We start from the raw sequence: 18,672 nt of genomic DNA, 5'->3' as shown, positions 1-18,672 counted from the left end.
TCCCGGGATACTGGTCCGGCAATTTCCTGATGATCCGCTCGCCAGGTAAAGTCGCGGCTGTCACCCGCAAGGTGGCGGAGCGGGTCTGAGCCGTATCTGCCCGGTTCGCCTTTGCAATCATCGATATTTCATTAGCCGGCGTCTCCCTTTTCATTGCTTTCGTTTTCAGCTACAAACAAGAAAAACGAAAACGGGAGGTTCTCAGTGTATTTGTCGCCGCGCCATGCCGAAATCATCCAGATGGCGAAGGACCATGGCCGTGTGCTGGTCGATGACCTCGCCACGCATTTCAACGTGACGCCACAGACTATCCGCAAGGACCTCAACGATCTCTGCGACCAGCGGCTGCTGACGCGCATCCATGGCGGGGCCCTGTTCCCGTCCGGCATCGAGAACATGGAGTATGAGGCGCGCCGCAAGATTGCCGCCGACGAGAAGGAGGCGATCGGCCGCGCGGCGGCCAGGCTGATACCCGACAACGCCTCCCTGTTCATCAACATCGGCACCACGACCGAGTCGGTCAGCAAGGCGCTGCTCGACCATACCGGGCTGATGGTCATCACCAATAATATCAATGTTGCCAACAGGATGCGCATCTATCCTTCGATCGAGGTGGTAATCGCCGGCGGCGTCGTGCGTGGCTCCGACGGCGGCGTTGTCGGCGAGGCCGCGGTCGATTTCATCAGGCAGTTCAAGGTCGACTATGCGGTGATCGGCGCCTCGGCCATCGACCATGACGGCGCGTTGCTCGATTTCGACTTTCGCGAAGTGAAAGTGGCGCAAGCCATTATCGCCAATGCCAGGCATGTCATCCTGGTCTCCGACCAGACCAAGTTCGAACGCACCGCGCCGGTTCGCATCGGCCATCTCTCGCAAGTCAACACCTTCATCACCGACCGTTGCGACATCCCGTCGGTGCGTAAGATCTGCGAGGAAGCGGAGGTTCAATTGATCGAAACGTCGCTCGGCTAGGCTATCGATCACGGTCCCGTTACATTTCGTTTGACATTCGTTCTTATTTCGAAATAATCCCGATACGGTTTCGTAACAACTCAAAAATGCTGCAATGCGAAATCGCGGGAGGGATTTGTGGACGCAGTCCGTGACATCTTCGTCATCGGTGGCGGCATCAATGGCTGCGGCATCGCCCGCGACGCCGTTGGGCGGGGCTTTTCGGTATTTCTCGCCGAGATGAACGACCTCGCCAGCGGAACCTCCTCCGGTTCGACCAAGCTGATCCATGGTGGCCTGCGCTACCTCGAATTCTACGAGTTCCGGCTTGTGCGCGAGGCGCTGATGGAGCGCGAGGTTCTGTGGAAGAACGCGCCGCACATCATCTGGCCGATGCGCTTCGTGCTGCCCTATGCCAAGGGCCTGCGCCCGGCCTGGCTGATCCGGCTCGGCCTGTTCCTCTACGATCATATTGGTGGCCGCAAATTGCTGCCGGCTACCCGGACACTGGACATGTCCAAGGATCCGGCCGGCAAGCCTCTGAAGCCGCTATTTCACAAGGCCTTCGAGTACTCGGACGGCTGGGTCAACGATGCCCGGCTGGTGATGTTGAACGCGCGTGACGCCGCCGACCGCGGCGCCACCATCCGCACCCGCACGAAAGTCGTCGGGGCGCGGCGCGAAGGCGATCTGTGGGCGATCCGCGTGGAAGACGTGCAGACGGGAGAGGCCGAGGAGGTCAAGGCCCGGCTGCTGGTCAATGCCGCCGGTCCATGGGTCGACCACGTCCTGTCGACCACCGTGGGCCAGAACGACGTGCACAATGTGCGCCTGGTGCAGGGCAGTCATATCGTCATCAAAAAGAAGTTCGATGATCCGCGCGCCTACTTCTTCCAGAACAAGGACGGGCGCATCATNCGAGATCGACTATCTCTGCGCGGCGGCGAGCGAATATTTTGCTGAAGCCGTGACGCGTCCCGACATCGTCTGGACCTATTCGGCCGTGCGCCCGCTCTATGACGACGGCGCTTCGAAGGCGCAGGAAGCGACCCGCGACTATGTGCTGAAAGCCGATGGCGGCGGGGGCAAGGCGCCGATCGTCAACGCTTTCGGCGGCAAGATCACCACCTACCGCCGGTTGTCGGAATCGATGCTGGAAAAGGTCGAAGGTTTTCTCGGCAAGCGCGGCAAGCCGTGGACGGCGAACGCGCCCTTGCCGGGCGGCGATTTCCCGGCCACCGGTTTCGACGTCCAGGTGGCGAAGCTGAAGAGCGCCTATCCTTTCCTCGACCAGCTCCTGGCGCGTCGGTTGACCAGGCTTTACGGCACGCGCGCGCAAGTGCTGCTCGGCCTTGCCAAGTCGAACGCCGATCTCGGCCGCAATTTCGGCGCTGATCTCTATGAGGCCGAGGTACGCTACCTCAGCGAAAATGAATGGGCGCTGACCGCCGAAGATGTATTGTGGCGTCGCACCAAGCGGGGTCTGCATCTCAGCCGCGAACAGGCCTCGGCGCTTGACGAATTCATGCGCGGCATCAGCCGGCGCCATGTCGCGGCAGCGGAATAGGGAAGGCGATTGATGCACAAAGCCTGGGAGGAGGCATCATGCTGGAACTGAGAAACGTGACGAAGATGGTCGGCGCGGTGGAGCATATCCGCGACGTGTCGCTGACGCTTCAGCACGGCTCGCTCAACGTTTTGCTCGGGCCGACACTGTCGGGCAAGACCAGTCTGATGCGGCTGATGGCCGGACTCGACGTGCCGACCACCGGTTCAGTCTGGTTCGACGGCCAGAATGTCACCGGCATGCCGGTGCAGCAGCGCAAGATCGCCATGGTCTATCAGCAGTTCATCAACTACCCCGCGATGACCGTCTACGAGAACATCGCCTCGCCGTTGCGCGTCGCCGGCACCGACCAGGCCAAGATCGACAAGGAAGTCCGCAACGCGGCAGGGCTTTTGAAGCTCACACCCTATCTCGACCGCACGCCGCTCAGCCTGTCCGGCGGCCAGCAGCAGCGTACGGCGCTGGCCCGCGCCATCGTCAAGAATGCCAGTCTGGTGCTGCTCGACGAGCCGCTCGCCAATCTGGATTACAAGCTGCGCGAGGAGTTGCGCGCCGAGCTGCCCAGGATATTTGCCGCCGCCGGCACCATTTTCGTCTACGCCACGACCGAGCCGCATGAAGCCTTGCTGCTCGGCGGCAATACGGCGACGCTGTCCGAGGGGCGGATCACCCAATTCGGGCCGACCATCGACGTCTTCCGCAAGCCGATCGACCTGGTGACGGCGAAAACCTTTGCCGATCCGCCGCTCAACACCATCGTGCTGGCCAAGAAAGGTCCCGATTTCCTTCTCGAGGGCGGCGTCAAGCTGCCGGTACCGGCCGAACTCGCCGGCATTTCCGACGCCAACTACACGATCGGCTTCCAGCCGCATCATCTGTCGCTCGAGCGGCCCAACGCTGCCGCGGTGCCTGTGCGCGCCAAGGTGACGATCACCGAGATCACCGGCTCGGAAAGCTTCATCCATCTCGATTTTGCCGATGCGCGCTGGGTCATGCTGACCCACGGCATCCGCGATTTCGAGCCCGACGCCGAGATCGAGGTGTTTATCGATCCGCGTCACATCATGGTCTTCGACAGCAACGGCAGCGCCGTCGCCGCGCCGAAGCTTGCGGCCTGAGGGGGGAGAGATGGCGCGCATCGACGTCAACCATGTCAGGCACTCCTACCTGCCCAATCCGCAGAAGGATGCCGATTTTGCGCTGCGGGAAGTGCACCACACATTCGAGGATGGCGGCGCCTACGCGCTGCTTGGGCCTTCGGGTTGCGGCAAGACCACGCTGCTCAACATCATTTCGGGACTTTTGCACCCCTCGCACGGTGAGTTGCTGTTCAACGGCAAGGACGTCACCAATCTGTCGACGCAGGAGCGCAACATCGCGCAGGTGTTCCAGTTCCCGGTCATCTACGACACCATGACCGTTTACGACAATCTTGCCTTCCCGCTGCGCAACCGCGGCGTGCCGGAGGCCGATGTCGACCGCAAGGTGCGCGAGACGCTGGAGATGATCGACCTGGCGTCGTGGGCGAAGAAGAAGGCGAGGGGCCTGACCGCCGACCAGAAGCAGAAGATCTCGCTCGGCCGCGGCCTGGTGCGCTCGGATGTCAATGCTATCCTGTTCGACGAACCGCTGACGGTTATCGATCCGCACATGAAGTGGGTGCTGCGCTCGCAGTTGAAGCAACTGCACCGCCGCTTCGGCTACACCATGGTCTATGTCACCCATGACCAGACCGAGGCGCTGACCTTCGCCGACCAGGTCGTCGTCATGTATGATGGCGGCATCGTCCAGATCGGCACGCCGGCCGAATTGTTCGAGCGCCCGCGCCACACATTCGTCGGTTACTTCATCGGCTCGCCCGGCATGAACGTCATGCCGGTGGCGATCGACGGCAAGACCGCGACGATCGGCAGCCAGCGCATCGAGCTGCCCGGCGCGCCAAAGACCGCCGCTGGGAGCTCCGGCGCCATCGAACTCGGCATCCGCCCCGAATATGTCAGGCTCGGCCGTGACGGCATGGCGGTTAAAATCAGCAAGGTCGAGGATCTCGGCCGCCACAAGGTGGTGCGCGCCAGCCTCGAAGGCCGCGAGATCGCTGCCGTCATCGGCGAGGACGAGAGCGTGCCGGCCGACCCAAAGGTTCGCTTCGATCCGGCCGGCATCAACATCTATGCCGATTCCTGGCTGGTTGAGATGGGGCGTGTCGAGATGGGGGCATAGATGGAAAAGACCTGGAACAACAAGGCCTGGTTCCTGGTGCTGCCGGTGCTGGTGCTGGTGGCGTTCTCGGCCGTCATTCCGCTGATGACGGTCGTCAACTATTCGGTGCAGGACACCTTCGGCAACAACGTCTTCTTCTGGGCAGGCACCCAGTGGTTCGAGGAACTGCTGTCGTCCAGCCGCTTCTGGGAAGCCATGGTGCGCAACCTGATCTTCTCCTTCATCATCCTGGCCATCGAAGTGCCGCTCGGCATCTTCATCGCGCTCAACATGCCGAAGAAGGGTTGGGGCGTGCCGGTCTGCCTGGTGCTTATGTCGTTGCCGCTGCTCATTCCGTGGAACGTCGTCGGCACCATCTGGCAGGTCTTCGGCCGCAACGACATCGGCCTGCTCGGCTACTACGTCAACGCGCTCGGCATCGACTACAATTACGTGCAGGATCCGTTCGACGCCTGGGTCACCATCATCATCATGGACGTCTGGCACTGGACCAGCCTTGTCGTGCTGCTCTGCTATGCCGGCCTGGTTTCGATCCCGGATGCCTTCTACCAGGCGGCCAAGATCGACGGCGCCTCGCGCTGGGCGGTGTTCCGTTATATCCAGCTGCCGAAGATGCAGCGTGTGCTTTTGATCGCCGTGCTGTTGCGCTTCATGGATAGCTTCATGATCTACACCGAGCCCTTCGTCGTCACCGGCGGCGGCCCCGGCAACTCGACCACCTTCCTGTCGATCGACCTCGTCAAGACCGCGCTCGGCCAGTTCGACCTCGGTCCGGCGGCCGCCATGTCGCTGGTCTACTTCCTGATCATCCTGTTGTTGTCGTGGGTGTTCTACACCGTGATGACCAACTACGACGCGGAGCGCTGAGATGAGCGGCGCCAACGAAAGAGCCGACAGAGTGAGCGAAACCACCGCTTCGGGAAAATTGGCGAGCACGCCTTCGCAGGATCAGGTCGCCCGGCTGATGCGCAAGCGCGGCGAGGAATCGCGCTGGTGGTGGATCGTGCCGACGATCTACATCATCGTGCTTCTGCTGCCGATCTACTGGCTCATCAACATGAGCTTCAAGACCAATGCCGAGATCGTCTCCTCGCTGACGCTCTATCCGCATCAGCCTACGATCGCCAACTACGTCACCATCTTTACCGACGCCTCCTGGTATTCGGGCTACATCAATTCGATCACCTATGTGGTGATGAACATGGTGATCTCGGTGGCCGCAGCGCTGCCGGCGGCCTACGCCTTTTCGCGCTACCGCTTCCTCGGCGACAAGCATCTGTTCTTCTGGCTGCTGACCAACCGCATGGCGCCGCCGGCGGTGTTCGCGCTGCCGTTCTTCCAGCTCTATTCGGCCTTCGGCCTGATCGACACCCACATCGCGGTGGCTCTGGCGCACTGCCTGTTCAACGTGCCGCTGGCGGTGTGGATCCTCGAAGGCTTCATGTCGGGCGTGCCCAAAGAGATCGACGAAACAGCCTATATCGACGGCTACTCCTTCCCGCGCTTCTTCGTCAGGATATTCATGCCGCTGATCGCCAGTGGCATCGGTGTCGCCTGCTTCTTCTGCTTCATGTTCTCATGGGTCGAACTTTTGATCGCCCGCACGCTGACCACCACTGACGCCAAGCCCATCGCCGCCACCATGACCCGCACCGTTTCGGCCGCCGGCATGGATTGGGGCCTGCTCGCCGCCGCCGGCGTGCTGACGCTGATCCCCGGCGCGCTCGTCATCTGGTTTGTCCGCAACTACATCGCCAAGGGCTTCGCCCTGGGGAGGGTGTGATGAAACAAAAGCACGGGTTCATCCTCACCACCACCGCCAAGGGCTTTGCCCTGGGGAGGGTGTCACCATGAATCTCGACCTCACCTGGATGGCGTGGACGTGGCCGACGGCGGCGTTCTTCGGCACCATTCTTCTGCTGCTGTGCGGCATGGCGTTTTGGGAATTTGCCTCGCCGGGCGGCAATCCGCGCGTCGGCATCCTGCGCTTCGAGACGACGCGCGGCGACCGTCTTTTTCTGTCGCTGCTTGGCAGCGCCTTTATCCATCTCGCTTGGCTGGGTCTTGTCGGATCCAACCTGTGGTGGGCTCTCGCTCTCTCCGTGGTCTACGCCGTCGGCGTGTTCCGCTACGTATAGAGGGGGAAACTGTTGGATCGACCGCGTGCCGGCGGCCGTTCCAGATCGCACTTGAAACCTAAATGTGGAGGAAACCTATGCGACGGCAATTTTTAACATCAACAACTGCCCTTGTCCTGTTGCTCGGGGTAGGCAACGCCTACGCCGGAATGGATGAGGCCAAGGCGTTTCTGGACAAGGAAATCGGCCCGCTGTCGACGCTCGACCGCGCCGGCCAGGAAGCAGAAATGCAGTGGTTCATCGATGCCGCGAAGCCTTTCGCCGGCATGGACATCAAGGTCGTGTCCGAAACCATCGCCACCCACCAGTATGAATCGCAGGTGCTGGCGCCCGCCTTTACCGCCATCACCGGCATCAAGATCACGCATGACGTCATCCAGGAAGGCGACGTCGTCGAGAAGATCCAGACCCAGATGCAGACCGGCCAGAACCTCTATGACGGCTGGGTCAACGATTCCGACCTGATCGGCACCCACTGGCGCTACCAGCAGGTCCGCAACCTGACCGACTGGATGGCGGGCGAGGGCAAGGACGTTACCAATCCGAACCTCGACCTGAAGGATTTTATCGGCACCTCCTTCACCACCGCGCCGGACAAGAAGCTCTATCAGCTGCCCGACCAGCAGTTCGCCAACCTCTACTGGTTCCGTTACGACTGGTTCAACGACGAGAAGAACAAGGCCGACTTCAAGGCGAAATACGGCTACGACCTCGGCGTTCCCGTCAACTGGTCGGCCTATGAGGACATCGCCGAGTTCTTCACCGGCCGCGAGATCGACGGCAAGAAGGTCTATGGCCACATGGACTACGGCAAGAAGGACCCGTCGCTCGGCTGGCGGTTCACTGATGCCTGGCTGTCGATGGCCGGCAACGGCGACAAGGGCCTGCCGAACGGCCTGCCGGTCGACGAATGGGGCATCAAGGTCAACGAGAAATCACAGCCGGTCGGCTCCTGCACGGCGCGCGGCGGCGACACCAACGGCCCGGCTGCCGTCTACTCGATCCAGAAATACCTCGACTGGCTGAAGGCCTACGCTCCGGCCGAAGCCCAGGGCATGACCTTCTCCGAATCCGGCCCGGTGCCGGCACAGGGTGCGGTCGCGCAGCAGATATTCTGGTACACCGCCTTCACCGCTTCGATGGTCGACGCCGGCGCCAAGGCGGTGCTGAACGACGACGGTACGCCGAAGTGGCGCATGGCCCCGTCGCCGCATGGCGTCTACTGGAAGGACGGCATGAAGCTCGGCTATCAGGACGTGGGTTCCTGGACGCTGATGAAGTCGACGCCGACCGACCGCGCCAAGGCCGCCTGGCTCTACGCGCAGTTCGTGACCTCGAAGACGGTCGACGTGAAGAAGAGCCATGTCGGCTTGACCTTCATCCGCGAAAGCACGATCCACGACAAGAGCTTCACCGAACGTGCGCCGAAGCTCGGTGGTCTGATCGAGTTCTACCGCTCGCCGGCCCGCGTTCAGTGGTCGCCGACCGGCACCAACGTGCCCGATTATCCGAAGCTGGCACAGCTCTGGTGGCAGGCGATCGGCGATGCCTCGTCCGGCGCCAAGACGGCGCAGGAAGCCATGGACTCGCTCTGCGCCGAGCAGGAAAAAGTCATGACCCGCATCGAGAAGTCGGGCGTCCAGGGCGATATCGGCCCGAAGATGGCCGAAGAGCATGACCTCGCCTACTGGAACGCCGACGCGGTCAAGAATGGCAATCTCGCTCCTCAGCTGAAGATCGAGAACGAGAAGGAAAAGCCGATCACCATCAACTACGACGAACTGGTGAAGAGCTGGCAGAAGTAATCTTGGCGTACCCGCCAGGATCATAGTGAACGGGGAGGCGGCATCTTGCCGTCTCCCCTGTTTGTATAGGCAGCTACCGGGAGGACTAATGACCGGATACATCCTTGCAATCGACCAGGGTACGACATCGACCAGGGCGATCCTGTTCGACAGCGCGATGAAGGTCGCCGGCAGCAAGCAGCAGGAATTCACGCAGCATTATCCTGCCTCCGGCTGGGTCGAGCATGATCCGGAAGAGATCTGGGCAAGCGTCGTCGCCACCGTCAAAGGCGCGCTGAAGGCCGCCGGCCGCGAGGCTTCGGATGTGGCGGCGATCGGCATCACCAACCAGCGCGAAACCGTCGTCATCTGGGACAAGGCGACCGGCAAGCCGATCCACAATGCCATCGTCTGGCAGGACCGCCGCACCGCGCCGCTCTGCCAGAAGCTGAAGAAACACGGCCTGGAGAAAAAGTTCACCAAAAAGACCGGCCTGCTGCTCGATCCCTATTTCTCCGGCACCAAGATCGCCTGGATGCTGGACAAGGTGAACGGTGCGAGAAAGCGCGCCGAAAAGGGCGAACTGCTCGCCGGCACCATCGACAGTTTTTTGATCTGGCGGCTGACCGGCGGCAAGGTGCATGCGACAGATGCCACCAACGCCTCGCGCACGCTGGTCTACAACATCGAGAAAAATGTCTGGGACGACGAGCTGCTCTCCATCCTGCGCATCCCGGTGGCGATGCTGCCTGAGGTCAAGGATTGCGCCGACGACTACGGCGTGACGGAAAAAAGCCTGTTTGGCGCCGAAATCAAAATCCTTGGCGTGGCCGGCGATCAGCACGCAGCGACCATCGGCCAGGCCTGTTTCGAGCCAGGCATGATGAAATCGACCTATGGCACCGGCTGCTTTGCGCTGCTCAACACCGGCGCCGATCTGGTGCGCTCGAAGAACCGGCTGTTGACCACCATCGCCTATCGGCTGAACGGCAAGACTACCTATGCCTTGGAAGGCTCGATCTTCATCGCGGGTGCCGCCGTGCAATGGCTGCGCGACGGCATCAAGGTGATCGGCAAGGCCGAGCATAGCGGCGTATTGGCGGCAACCGCCGACCCCACGCAGAACGTCTATCTGGTGCCGGCTTTCGTCGGTCTCGGCGCGCCGCATTGGGACGCCGAAGCGCGTGGCGCGATCTTCGGGCTGACGCGCAACTCAGGCCCGGCGGAGTTCGCCCGTGCGGCGCTTGAATCCGTCGCCTACCAGACGCGCGATCTCCTCGACGCCATGCGCAAGGACTGGAAGGGGGCATCGGCCAAAACCGTGCTTCGCGTCGACGGCGGCATGGTGGCCTCCGACTGGACCATGCAGCGGCTGGCCGATATCCTCGATGCCCCGGTCGATCGCCCGACCATTCTGGAGACGACGGCGCTGGGCGCAGCGTGGCTTGCCGGCTCGAAGGCGGGTGTGTTGCCGAAGGCGAAGGATTTTGCCAGGAGTTGGGCGCTCGAGCGCCGCTTCAAGCCGGAGATGGATGCCGACACCCGCTCGGCAAAACTGGCGGGTTGGCGCGACGCGGTGCGCCGGACATTGAGCGCGTCCTGATTTCGCACTTAAGACCAAGTCCGCGAAAAGACGAAGCCCGCGCCCGTTGCCGGCGCAGGCTCCGTCCTACCCTAACTTCGCCCTAAACACATCAATAGGGCGAATTACACTGCCGCCGAGGGCCGTAGTTGGGCTGGAATGTGTTGTCCGAGGCGCGGTAGGAGCGATAGCGGTCGTAGCACCACTGCACATGCGCATCGCCGCCGTAGACGCGGTTGTTCTCGCTGTTGACGATCGCACCGGTGATCAAGGCGCCGGTGGCGAAGGCAGCCAGCGGGAACCAGTAGTCGCCGTGACGGCGATAGCCGCGGTGATATTCGCGATAGCCGCGATGGCCATTCCAATAGCTGCCGCCATCATTGTTGCGCGAGAACTGGCGGCCTACGCGGAAATCGCGATTGCCGGAATTGCGGTTGCCGTGGCGCATCCACCGCCAGTTGTCATGACGAGAATCGCCCACATTCACGATGTCGGACGAAGTTGCTGATGACTGGGGCACGAACATCTGGGCGGCATTGGCCGGCATAGCGGCGGCCGCGGCAAACGAAATTGACAGGGTGGTCGCCAGTAGACCCGTTGCGATCTTGTTCATGATCTTCTCCTTGAAGGGTGGTTGACGTCCCTTGTGAGACGAAAACGGCCCGCTCGTGCGATGGTTCCCACCAAAACAGTAAGTTGCTGATTTGTAATGTTTCTCGAATTCGGCGCGTGAGAAAAGGCGCGTCTCGCGCGCCAACAGATCGAAGCGGCGACCACGTTGCGGGAGCGGCTCACCGGGCTGGTGACGACGCAATTTGCGGCGCGTCTGGCGATGGCTGAAACCCCGGTCGAAGGGCCATCTTTTTCCGGTTGACCGGTCGCGGCACTCTCCCTATGTTCCGCGCAATTTCGAGGGCGGCCTTTAGAGCCCGCGGGAGCGCGTAGCTCAGCCGGTAGAGCAACTGACTTTTAATCAGTAGGTCTCGGGTTCGAACCCCGACGCGCTCACCAGAAATATTTCGTGCGGAAGTTGCCCTGTCAGCAGCCCCCATCGCCCCCTACAATCGCCGCCCGGTCTTGACGTCGAACAGATGAGCGCAGGCGCGGTCGATCTCGATGCGCATCTGCTCGCCCTGTTTCAGTGCCAGCCGCTCGCGGAAAAGGCAGGAGATTTCTTCTCCGGCGCAGTCGACCCTGGCAAAGATTTCCGAACCCGTTGCTTCCAGAAGCACGATCGTGCCGGGGATTCCTTTGGCGGTCGTCGCTCGGATGTGTTCGGGGCGGATGCCGTAGATGAGGTCGCCGCCGGGTATGTTTGCCAGGTCGATGCCTTCCGGCAGCGGCAAGATCAGTCCACCGGCGCTGCGGAAAACACCTTCCTCGACATGGCCGCGAATGAAATTCATCGCCGGCGAGCCGATGAAGCCGGCAACGAAGAGGTTGGCCGGGCGATCGTAGAGATCGAGCGGCGCGCCGATCTGCTCGACAAGGCCGTCATGCAGCACGACGATCTTGTCGGCCATGGTCATGGCCTCGATCTGGTCGTGCGTGACGTAGATGGTTGTGGTCCCGAGCCGCTGGTGCAGCGCCTTGATCTCGCCGCGCATCTGCACTCGCAATTTGGCGTCGAGATTGGACAGCGGCTCGTCGAACAGGAACACCTGCGGGTCGCGCACGATGGCGCGGCCCATGGCGACGCGCTGGCGCTGGCCGCCGGAAAGCTGACGCGGATAGCGGTCGAGCAGCTTGTCCAGGCCGAGAATGCTGGCGGCCCTGCCGACGCGGCCGGCGGTGTCGGCCGGATCGGCTTTCTTGATCTTCAGGGCAAAGCCCATATTGTCGGCCACCGTCATATGCGGATAGAGCGCGTAGTTCTGGAACACCATGGCGATGTTTCGGTCGCGCGCCCTGAGATTGTTGACGACGCGATCGCCAATGGCGATCCTGCCGCCCGAGATCGTTTCCAGTCCGGCAATCATGCGCAGCAGCGTCGACTTTCCGCAGCCCGACGGCCCGACCAGGATGACGAATTCGCCATCGGCGATGTCGACGCTGACATCGTGGATGATCTTGGCGGCTCCGAAAGCCTTCTGAACGTTGTTGATTGTTACCGATGCCATTGGATTTCTCCCGGAAATGAGTGATGTCGGGGCCGTGCCTCAGCCGCCCTTGACGGCGCCTGCGGTCAGCCCGGCGACGATCTGCCTTTGCGCGAACAGGGTCAGCACCAGCACCGGCAGCGTCACCACAAGTGCTGCGGCGGCGAGCGGACCCCAGCTCACCTGCTCGTAGGAAAGCATGTTGTAGACGGCGACCGGCAGCGTGCGGGTCTCGCGGCTGGCGAGCACAATGCCGAAGACGAAATTGTTCCATGAGAAGATGATCGACAGGATGAAGGCGACGACAATGCCCGGCTTGGCGATGGGCAAGGCGACCAGCCGGAACACCTGCCAGGAACTGGCGCCATCGATGTTGGCCGCTTCTTCCAGCTCCATCGGCGTGGTCTCGAAATAGCCGATCATCACCCAGACCACGATCGGCACCGTCACCACCAGATGGATGATGATCTGCGGCCACAGCGTGCCGAGAATGCCGACCCACTGGAACAGCAGGAACAGCGGAATGAGATAGGAAAGCCCCGGCGTCATGCGGGCGATGATGATGACCACCGCCGAGCGTTCGGCCTTGAGTCGCGCGATGCCATAGCCCGCCGGCACGCCGATCAGCAGCGCCAGCAACGTTGCCGTGCCCGTCACCAGAACCGAATTCCAGAAATAGAGCAGGAAATTGTTCTCCTCGAATACCTTCACATAGTTCGACCAGGCGAGATGTTCCGGGATCAGGATCGGCGGGTATGCACCGTTGTCGATCTCGAACTTCAGCGACAGCGAGATCATCCAGAGGAAGAACAGGATCGCCGGCGAGACGAAGACCAGAGCCGCGAAAAACAGCCCGATCCGGTTGAGCAGCCGTGAACTCATTATTTGCCCTCCACCCCGATCCATTGGGAGCGCTGGCGCAGCATCAGCAGGATGAAGGACAGCGCGACGATGACGATGAAGAACACCACGGCCATGGCCGAGCCATAGCCGATGTCGTAGTAGGAGAAGGCGGTGTTGTAGAGATAGATGTTGATGGTTTCCGAGGCCGTGCCCGGTCCGCCCTGGGTCATCGCGTAGATGATGTCAAAACTCTTCAGCGCATCGATGGTGCGGATGATCATGGCGATCATTAGGAACGGCGCGATCATCGGCAAGGTGAGATAGCGGAACTGCTGCCAGGCGTTGGCGCCGTCGATCTCGGCGCTCTCGAAGGGCTCGCGCGGCAAGGAGGCCAAGCCGCCCAGCACGATCAGCATCACCAGCGGCGTCCACTGCCAGGTCTCGACCGCAACCAGCGACGGGATGACCGTCCTGGCGTTAAAGATCCATTCCTGCGCCGGAATGCCGACCAGCGACAACAGATAGTTGAGCACGCCGAGCTGGGGATGGAACATCATCGTCCAGACCAGCGCCACGGCGACCGGGGTCGCCATCATCGGCATGACGAAGACGCCACGCAACAGCCCGCGCAGCGGAAATTTGGCGTCGAAGATCAGCGCGGCAAGAGTGCCGAGGAACATCGGCGCCGCGACCGAAAGCGCCGTGTAGGTCAGCGTATGGAAAAGCGATTCCCAGAAACGTTGGTCGACCGCCAGCCGCAGGTAATTTTCCATCCCGGCAAAGCTTCGCGCCTGGCCGAGGGTCCAGCGGTTGACGCTCATCCACAGCGTGAAGGCCCAGGGAAAGACGATCACGGCGCCGACGACGACGAGCGCCGGGACGACGAAAGGCCAGTAGTTGGGAGCCAGACGGATGGTCTGGCCCCCTTCGATGGCTTGCGTCGTCACCCCGGTGCGTTCTGGGGTGATGGCGGACATCAGCCTTGCTCGCTCCGGTCGAGCACCGGCTGGAACTGCTCGGTGGCCTTCTTCAGCTCCTCTGCCGGATCGGCGCCGGCGATCAGATTGGTCAGCGCCACGCCATAGATATCGCGGAACTCGGTGACCGGAATGATGACCGGCAGCGACAGCCGGCTGACATTGCCCGAGCCGACCACGGCATCGAGCCAGCTCGCCGGCATGGTGACGCCTTCGCGCACCTTGGGATCTTCCAGCACCGACTTGCGGAACGGCACGCCGGCACCCGCCTGCAGCAGGCGCGCGCCCATGGCGGGCGAAATCGCCCACTGGCAGAAGAGGTAGGCGGCCTCCTTCTTCTCGCTGGCGGCCGTCACGCCGAGGCCGTCGCCAAAGGTGCCGGCGGCATGCGCCTTGGGCCCCTTGGGCATGACGCCGTAGCCGACCTTGCCGACCACTCGTGACTTTTCCGGGTTTTCCATCGGCGGGGCAAAGCCGACGCCATCGAACCACATGCCGATCTTGCCTTGCAGGAAGGCGGACTGGGCTTCGGCCCAGTTGAATCCGGTGACGCCTGGAGGCGCCGACTTGGTCATCAGCCGCTGGTAGAGGCTGGCGGCCTCGACCGCCTCGGGCGAGGTCGTGCGCAGCTTGCCCTTATCATCGAGCGGCGTCATGTCGTAGCCGAGGATCAGCGACGTCCACACCGGCGTGTTGGCGTTTTTCAGGCCGCGGGCGACAAAGCCGTAGGTGTTGGTCGACGGATCGGTCAGCGTTTCGGCGGCGGCCACCAGCTGCTCGAACGTCTCGGGGTATTTGAGGCCCTTGGCCTCGAACAATTCCTTGTTCCAGTAGACGATCCAGTAATCCACCGAGAACGGCAGCGAGCGCAGCACGCCCTGGCCGTCCTTGGCAAACAGCATGCCGGCATCGGCGAAATCGGTTTCCACCAGCGCAGGATCGGTCAGGGTCGGGTCAGCGAGATAGCCTGATATGTCGGCCAGCCAGTCGCCCTTTTCGAACTGGCGCTTCTGCACGTGGTAGCTCAGATGCACGACGTCGAAGCTCGGTTTGCCGGAGCTCAGTTCGATCACCGTCTTCTGGCGCTGCTGCTGTTCCGGCGTCGCTTCGGCATTGACCTTGATCCCGGTCAGTTCCTCGAACTCGGCGATGTATTTTATCAGCGTGTCGCTGCGCGGGCTTTTCACCAGATTGACGTCAAGCGTCGTTCCCGCAAAGCGCTTCCAGTCGACGCCGGCGGCAAAGCTTGGGCGAACGCCCGCAAAGCCGGCGGCGGCAAGCGCCGCGGTTCCCTGAAGCAGTTGCCTCCTGGTTGGGTTGAACAGATTGCACGACATTTATTCCTCCCGGTTGTTGTCGTTATCGATTGCATCGCGGACCGCGGTGCGGCTCAGGTTTCCTCAGATCTGCAGCGCCAGCCGGCGCGCCTTGTCGATATGCAGACTGATCGCCTCGACCGCCTTCCCTGGATCGCGGCTCTCCATGGCTTCGATCACCGCCAGGTGCTCGCGCATCACCGGCACGACGCGCCCGTCGATACGGAACCGCTCCTGGTGGATCAGGCGGATCTTCACCGAATTGACCAGATAGGCCTTGGCGATGATCTCGTTGCCCAGCGCATCGATGAACGTGTCGTGCATGGCCCAGTCGATGGTCTGCGCCTTGGCCTCCATCTCCGGCGTCGGGGTCTGCGCCAGCGCCTGGGCATGCATGTCCTCATGCTCGCGCCGCAAGCGGGCAAGCTCGGCATCGGAGGCGCTGACCGTAAACAGCGCCACCGCTTCACGCTCCATGAACAGGCGGAACTGAAAGGCCTCGCGGATCAGGCTGATGTCTATATGGGCGATCTGCATGCCGCGCTGCGGAATGGTCGTCAGCAGTCCTTCCGCCTCGAGACGCGGCACGATCTCGCGAATGGCGCCGAGCGGCAGTCCGGTGAAGGCAACCAGCTCACGCTGCGACACGAACTGGCCTGGCTTGAAGTCGCGCGCCAGCAAATGCCGCGTGAAGCTGGCATAGGCCTTCTCCCTGAGGGTGGTCGGTTCGTTGCCGTCTTCCATATCGGCGCGCTTCTCTTTGCCGGTCAGGCCGGTTCCCTGGCAAACAAGCTGTTATAGGCTGCGGCAAGCTGCTGCTGCCCTTGCAACGCGATCGGCTCCAGCGGCGGACGGACCGCCAGCCAGCGCTCGTCGCCGGTCTTGCGCGCCACCATCACCTTTACCGCCGGGGTGACCGGATGTTTGAGCAATTCGAGCACAAAACTCTCGACGCGAGGATCGTCGCGCCCGTCCTCGGCCATAGCGCGGATTTCGCCCGGGACGAAATTGGCCATGCCCGAGATTGCGCCTTGAGCACCCATTCGCACCGCACGCGCCAGATGCCTTTCATCGCCGATCAGGATCACCAGATCGCCATGGGCGGCAAGCAGCGCCTCGCTGTAGCTCCAATTTCCACCGGAATCCTTCACCCCGGCGACCACGTCGGGAAAAGCAGTGCGCAACCGGCCGATCAGGCCAAGCGAAAGCTGCACCATGGTAACCGAAGGGATGTTGTAGAGCAGCACGTCACGGGCGAGGGGGCCGAGCGCGGCAAAGACGGCGGAAAACCAGCCGAAAAGGCCGTCGTCGCCGACATTCTTGAAGTAGCTTGGCGGGGCCAGCAGAATGTTTCGGGCGCCGCGCTGCAAGGCATGCTGTGCCTGTTCGGCGGCGTCTTCGGCGGCGTCGACCAGCACGCCGGCAACGAGTTGATGCGGCAGGATTCCAGCAGCCAGCATGGACTCGGTCACCGACCGCCGCTCCGTCGTGCCCACCGATGCGCCTTCCCCTGTGGTGCCGAAAAGCGTCACGCTGCCGCAACCCTGCGCCAGGCAACTTTCGGCCTGAGCGATCATGGGGGCGGTGGCGATCTGCCCGCGGGCATCGAAAGGCGTGGCGAGAGCGGCCGAAAGGCCAAAGCGTGATGTCACCGGAAGGTCTCCGAAGCAGGTATGTATGCTGTGCTAGCACACTAACATGTTAGTCGTAAATTGGGGTGGTGCGCTTTTTAACAGCGGAGGGCCTTATCGAGCGGTTCACGGGTTCGAAGCTCATGGCGGATCGAGACCATTGGCGAAACAGCAGGATGGCCCAGTGTTCGGGCGCGGAGCGGCAGCTCCAACCTTGTCCCCATCCCAGTCGATGGCTAAACTCAGCCTTTCCCAGGGGAGGGTTCTGACATGACACTTCAGCTTTCGGCGGATGCTGTCGCTCCTAAGGCGGCGGCGCCTCAAAAATACCTCTTCGGCCCGGTCGCCGATTTCCTCATGCTGGGCGGCAGCGCCTTTCTCATCCTGCCGGTGCTGTTTCTCGTTCCGCTCGAATATGAAGGTCCGGTGGCCGCAACGATGGTGATCGTTGCCTATCTCGTGAACTATCCCCACTTCGCCCACTCCTACCAGCTCTTCTACCGCAATTTCGGGCGCAAGGTGACGGGCGACGGCTACGACAGGAGCCTGCAGCTCCGCTACATCTTCGCGGGCATTGTCGTGCCCCTGGTCATGGCCGGGTTCTTTGCCTATGGCGCCGCGGCGGCGAACACGCGCCTGCTCGGCTATGCCACCAACGCCATGTTCTTTTTTGTCGGTTGGCACTACGTCAAGCAGGGCTACGGCATGCTGATGGTGGATGCGGTGCTGAAGCGCAAATTCTTCGACGACCGCGACAAGAAGGTGCTGCTGGTGAACTCCTATGCGGTGTGGATCCTGGCATGGCTGCAGACGAATACGGCGGTCACCCAGGGCAAATATTATGGCCTGGACTATTACACATTCGCGGCCCCTTCCTGGATTACCGACATCGGCATGCTGGCGGCCGTTGCGTCGACTGCGGCCACGCTTTTGATGCTGGTCAATCGTTGGCGGAAGAACGGCGCCGGTCTGCCCTATAACGGTTTGGTGGCCTATGTCGCGTCGCTCTATCTCTGGATCCTGATTGCGCGCGTAAACCCGCTTTGGCTGTTGATCGTGCCCGCGCTCCACTCGCTGCAGTATCTCGCCGTGGTCTGGCGCTACCAGACGAACGTCGAGCGAGACAGTTCCGATGCCGAAGGCTATCCGCAGCCGAAAATCCTGTCCTTTCTTGGCCCCCTCTACAGGTTTCGGCTCCTCGGCTTCATCGTCGGCGGCACGGCCCTTGGCTATCTCGGCTTCTGGCTGATCCCATCCGCCCTGACGGCTTTGATTCCCTATGACAGGCAAGTGCTGGGGTCATCGCTGTTCTTCTTCATCGTGCTCATCTTCATCAATGTGCATCATTATTTTCTGGACAATGTGATGTGGCGCCGAGGCAATCCGGAGGTATCGCGGTATCTGTTCCGCTGACTGATGCGCAGACTGTCGAGCCCGGTTTTCGTCAGCTGTCGAGTATGCCATTGCGAGCGTGATCGTCAGTGCAACGGAGAGCCCTGGAATGGCGGAGTGCTTTTCCGAGAGCCGCCTGGAAAATACCCTGCGGTGGCATCTGTACCGGCGT

At 62.0% G+C, this 18,672-nt stretch carries 16 protein-coding genes, 1 tRNA gene and 1 pseudogene; 11 read left to right on the top strand and 7 right to left on the bottom strand.

What is annotated here, in order from left to right:
• The first annotated feature begins 204 nt into the window (after positions 1-204).
• The 9 genes and pseudogenes from X756_RS150065 to glpK all read left to right on the top strand — a co-directional run bounded on the left by X756_RS150065 (position 205) and on the right by glpK (position 10,263).
• Positions 205-972 carry a DeoR/GlpR family DNA-binding transcription regulator gene (locus tag X756_RS150065; protein ID WP_023670971.1) on the top strand — a complete coding sequence of 256 codons (768 nt, stop codon included), beginning with the start codon at positions 205-207 and terminating at the stop codon, positions 970-972.
• 117 nt (positions 973-1,089) lie between these two features.
• Positions 1,090-2,518 (top strand): annotated as a pseudogene (gene glpD / locus X756_RS01000000165610) (glycerol-3-phosphate dehydrogenase).
• A gap of 38 nt (positions 2,519-2,556) precedes the next feature.
• Entirely contained in the window at positions 2,557-3,636 is a 1,080-nt protein-coding gene (locus X756_RS150070) for an ABC transporter ATP-binding protein (protein WP_023730148.1), read from the top strand.
• Between the two features lie 10 nt (positions 3,637-3,646).
• Positions 3,647-4,738 (top strand): ABC transporter ATP-binding protein, encoded by a 1,092-nt coding sequence (locus tag X756_RS150075; protein WP_023730147.1) that lies wholly within the window; start codon positions 3,647-3,649, stop codon positions 4,736-4,738.
• Positions 4,739-5,605: a sugar ABC transporter permease gene (locus X756_RS150080; protein WP_023670975.1), complete on the top strand. Its 867-nt coding sequence runs from the start codon at positions 4,739-4,741 to the stop codon at positions 5,603-5,605.
• 1 nt (position 5,606) lies between these two features.
• Positions 5,607-6,521 carry a carbohydrate ABC transporter permease gene (locus X756_RS150085; protein ID WP_023730146.1) on the top strand — a complete coding sequence of 305 codons (915 nt, stop codon included), beginning with the start codon at positions 5,607-5,609 and terminating at the stop codon, positions 6,519-6,521.
• 67 nt (positions 6,522-6,588) lie between these two features.
• The gene (locus X756_RS150090; RefSeq protein WP_023670977.1) at positions 6,589-6,876 is read left to right on the top strand and encodes a DUF2160 domain-containing protein; all 288 of its coding nucleotides are present in this window, start codon (positions 6,589-6,591) and stop codon (positions 6,874-6,876) included.
• 77 nt (positions 6,877-6,953) lie between these two features.
• Positions 6,954-8,681, top strand: coding sequence for an ABC transporter substrate-binding protein (locus tag X756_RS150095; RefSeq protein ID WP_023670978.1), 1,728 nt, complete (start codon positions 6,954-6,956; stop codon positions 8,679-8,681).
• Between the two features lie 88 nt (positions 8,682-8,769).
• On the top strand, positions 8,770-10,263 hold the full coding sequence (gene glpK, locus X756_RS150100) for a glycerol kinase GlpK (protein WP_023730145.1): 1,494 nt from the start codon (positions 8,770-8,772) through the stop codon (positions 10,261-10,263).
• A 91-nt stretch (positions 10,264-10,354) separates the two neighbouring features.
• On the opposite strand, the gene X756_RS150105 is transcribed toward glpK, so the two are convergent.
• Positions 10,355-10,855 carry a BA14K family protein gene (locus tag X756_RS150105; RefSeq protein WP_023724353.1) on the bottom strand — a complete coding sequence of 167 codons (501 nt, stop codon included), beginning with the start codon at positions 10,853-10,855 and terminating at the stop codon, positions 10,355-10,357.
• A 322-nt stretch (positions 10,856-11,177) separates the two neighbouring features.
• Here X756_RS150105 and X756_RS150110 point away from each other — a divergent pair.
• Positions 11,178-11,253: transfer RNA gene (locus tag X756_RS150110), tRNA-Lys, on the top strand.
• A gap of 47 nt (positions 11,254-11,300) precedes the next feature.
• Here the strand turns inward: X756_RS150110 and ugpC are convergent.
• From ugpC to X756_RS150140, 6 genes are all read right to left on the bottom strand, one after another.
• Entirely contained in the window at positions 11,301-12,362 is a 1,062-nt protein-coding gene (gene ugpC, locus X756_RS150115) for a sn-glycerol-3-phosphate ABC transporter ATP-binding protein UgpC (protein ID WP_023730144.1), read from the bottom strand.
• A 39-nt stretch (positions 12,363-12,401) separates the two neighbouring features.
• The gene (locus tag X756_RS150120; protein WP_023730143.1) at positions 12,402-13,223 is read right to left on the bottom strand and encodes a carbohydrate ABC transporter permease; all 822 of its coding nucleotides are present in this window, start codon (positions 13,221-13,223) and stop codon (positions 12,402-12,404) included.
• Complete coding sequence (locus X756_RS150125) at positions 13,223-14,161, bottom strand: sugar ABC transporter permease (protein ID WP_023730142.1); 939 nt, start codon at positions 14,159-14,161, stop codon at positions 13,223-13,225. Before X756_RS150125 ends, X756_RS150120 begins: the two co-directional genes overlap by 1 nt.
• A complete protein-coding gene (locus X756_RS150130) occupies positions 14,161-15,498 on the bottom strand; it encodes a sugar ABC transporter substrate-binding protein (RefSeq protein WP_023730141.1) in 1,338 nt (445 codons plus the stop codon). Before X756_RS150130 ends, X756_RS150125 begins: the two co-directional genes overlap by 1 nt.
• Positions 15,499-15,561: 63 nt before the next feature.
• A complete protein-coding gene (locus X756_RS150135; protein ID WP_023706209.1) occupies positions 15,562-16,221 on the bottom strand; it encodes a GntR family transcriptional regulator in 660 nt (219 codons plus the stop codon).
• A 23-nt stretch (positions 16,222-16,244) separates the two neighbouring features.
• The gene (locus tag X756_RS150140; RefSeq protein WP_023730140.1) at positions 16,245-17,129 is read right to left on the bottom strand and encodes a dihydrodipicolinate synthase family protein; all 885 of its coding nucleotides are present in this window, start codon (positions 17,127-17,129) and stop codon (positions 16,245-16,247) included.
• Positions 17,130-17,378: 249 nt separating this feature from the next.
• On the opposite strand from X756_RS150140, the gene X756_RS150145 reads away from it, so the two are divergent.
• A complete protein-coding gene (locus tag X756_RS150145; protein WP_023730139.1) occupies positions 17,379-18,521 on the top strand; it encodes a hypothetical protein in 1,143 nt (380 codons plus the stop codon).
• Positions 18,522-18,672: the final 151 nt, after the last annotated feature.

It is taken from the genome of Mesorhizobium sp. LNJC405B00 (assembly GCF_000502615.1).
GTDB lineage: Bacteria > Pseudomonadota > Alphaproteobacteria > Rhizobiales > Rhizobiaceae > Mesorhizobium.
Note: the sequence above shows the minus strand (reverse complement) of the source record. Positions and strands in the feature narration are given on the sequence as shown.

Coding starts and splice junctions, on each gene's coding strand:
- X756_RS150070 (WP_023730148.1), top strand. CDS start 2,557: ATGCTGGAACTGAGAAACGTGACGAAGATGGTCGGCGCGGTGGAGCAT.
- X756_RS150075 (WP_023730147.1), top strand. CDS start 3,647: ATGGCGCGCATCGACGTCAACCATGTCAGGCACTCCTACCTGCCCAAT.
- X756_RS150080 (WP_023670975.1), top strand. CDS start 4,739: ATGGAAAAGACCTGGAACAACAAGGCCTGGTTCCTGGTGCTGCCGGTG.
- X756_RS150085 (WP_023730146.1), top strand. CDS start 5,607: ATGAGCGGCGCCAACGAAAGAGCCGACAGAGTGAGCGAAACCACCGCT.
- X756_RS150090 (WP_023670977.1), top strand. CDS start 6,589: ATGAATCTCGACCTCACCTGGATGGCGTGGACGTGGCCGACGGCGGCG.
- X756_RS150095 (WP_023670978.1), top strand. CDS start 6,954: ATGCGACGGCAATTTTTAACATCAACAACTGCCCTTGTCCTGTTGCTC.
- glpK (WP_023730145.1), top strand. CDS start 8,770: ATGACCGGATACATCCTTGCAATCGACCAGGGTACGACATCGACCAGG.
- X756_RS150105 (WP_023724353.1), bottom strand. CDS start 10,855: ATGAACAAGATCGCAACGGGTCTACTGGCGACCACCCTGTCAATTTCG.
- ugpC (WP_023730144.1), bottom strand. CDS start 12,362: ATGGCATCGGTAACAATCAACAACGTTCAGAAGGCTTTCGGAGCCGCC.
- X756_RS150120 (WP_023730143.1), bottom strand. CDS start 13,223: ATGAGTTCACGGCTGCTCAACCGGATCGGGCTGTTTTTCGCGGCTCTG.
- X756_RS150125 (WP_023730142.1), bottom strand. CDS start 14,161: ATGTCCGCCATCACCCCAGAACGCACCGGGGTGACGACGCAAGCCATC.
- X756_RS150130 (WP_023730141.1), bottom strand. CDS start 15,498: ATGTCGTGCAATCTGTTCAACCCAACCAGGAGGCAACTGCTTCAGGGA.
- X756_RS150135 (WP_023706209.1), bottom strand. CDS start 16,221: ATGGAAGACGGCAACGAACCGACCACCCTCAGGGAGAAGGCCTATGCC.
- X756_RS150145 (WP_023730139.1), top strand. CDS start 17,379: ATGACACTTCAGCTTTCGGCGGATGCTGTCGCTCCTAAGGCGGCGGCG.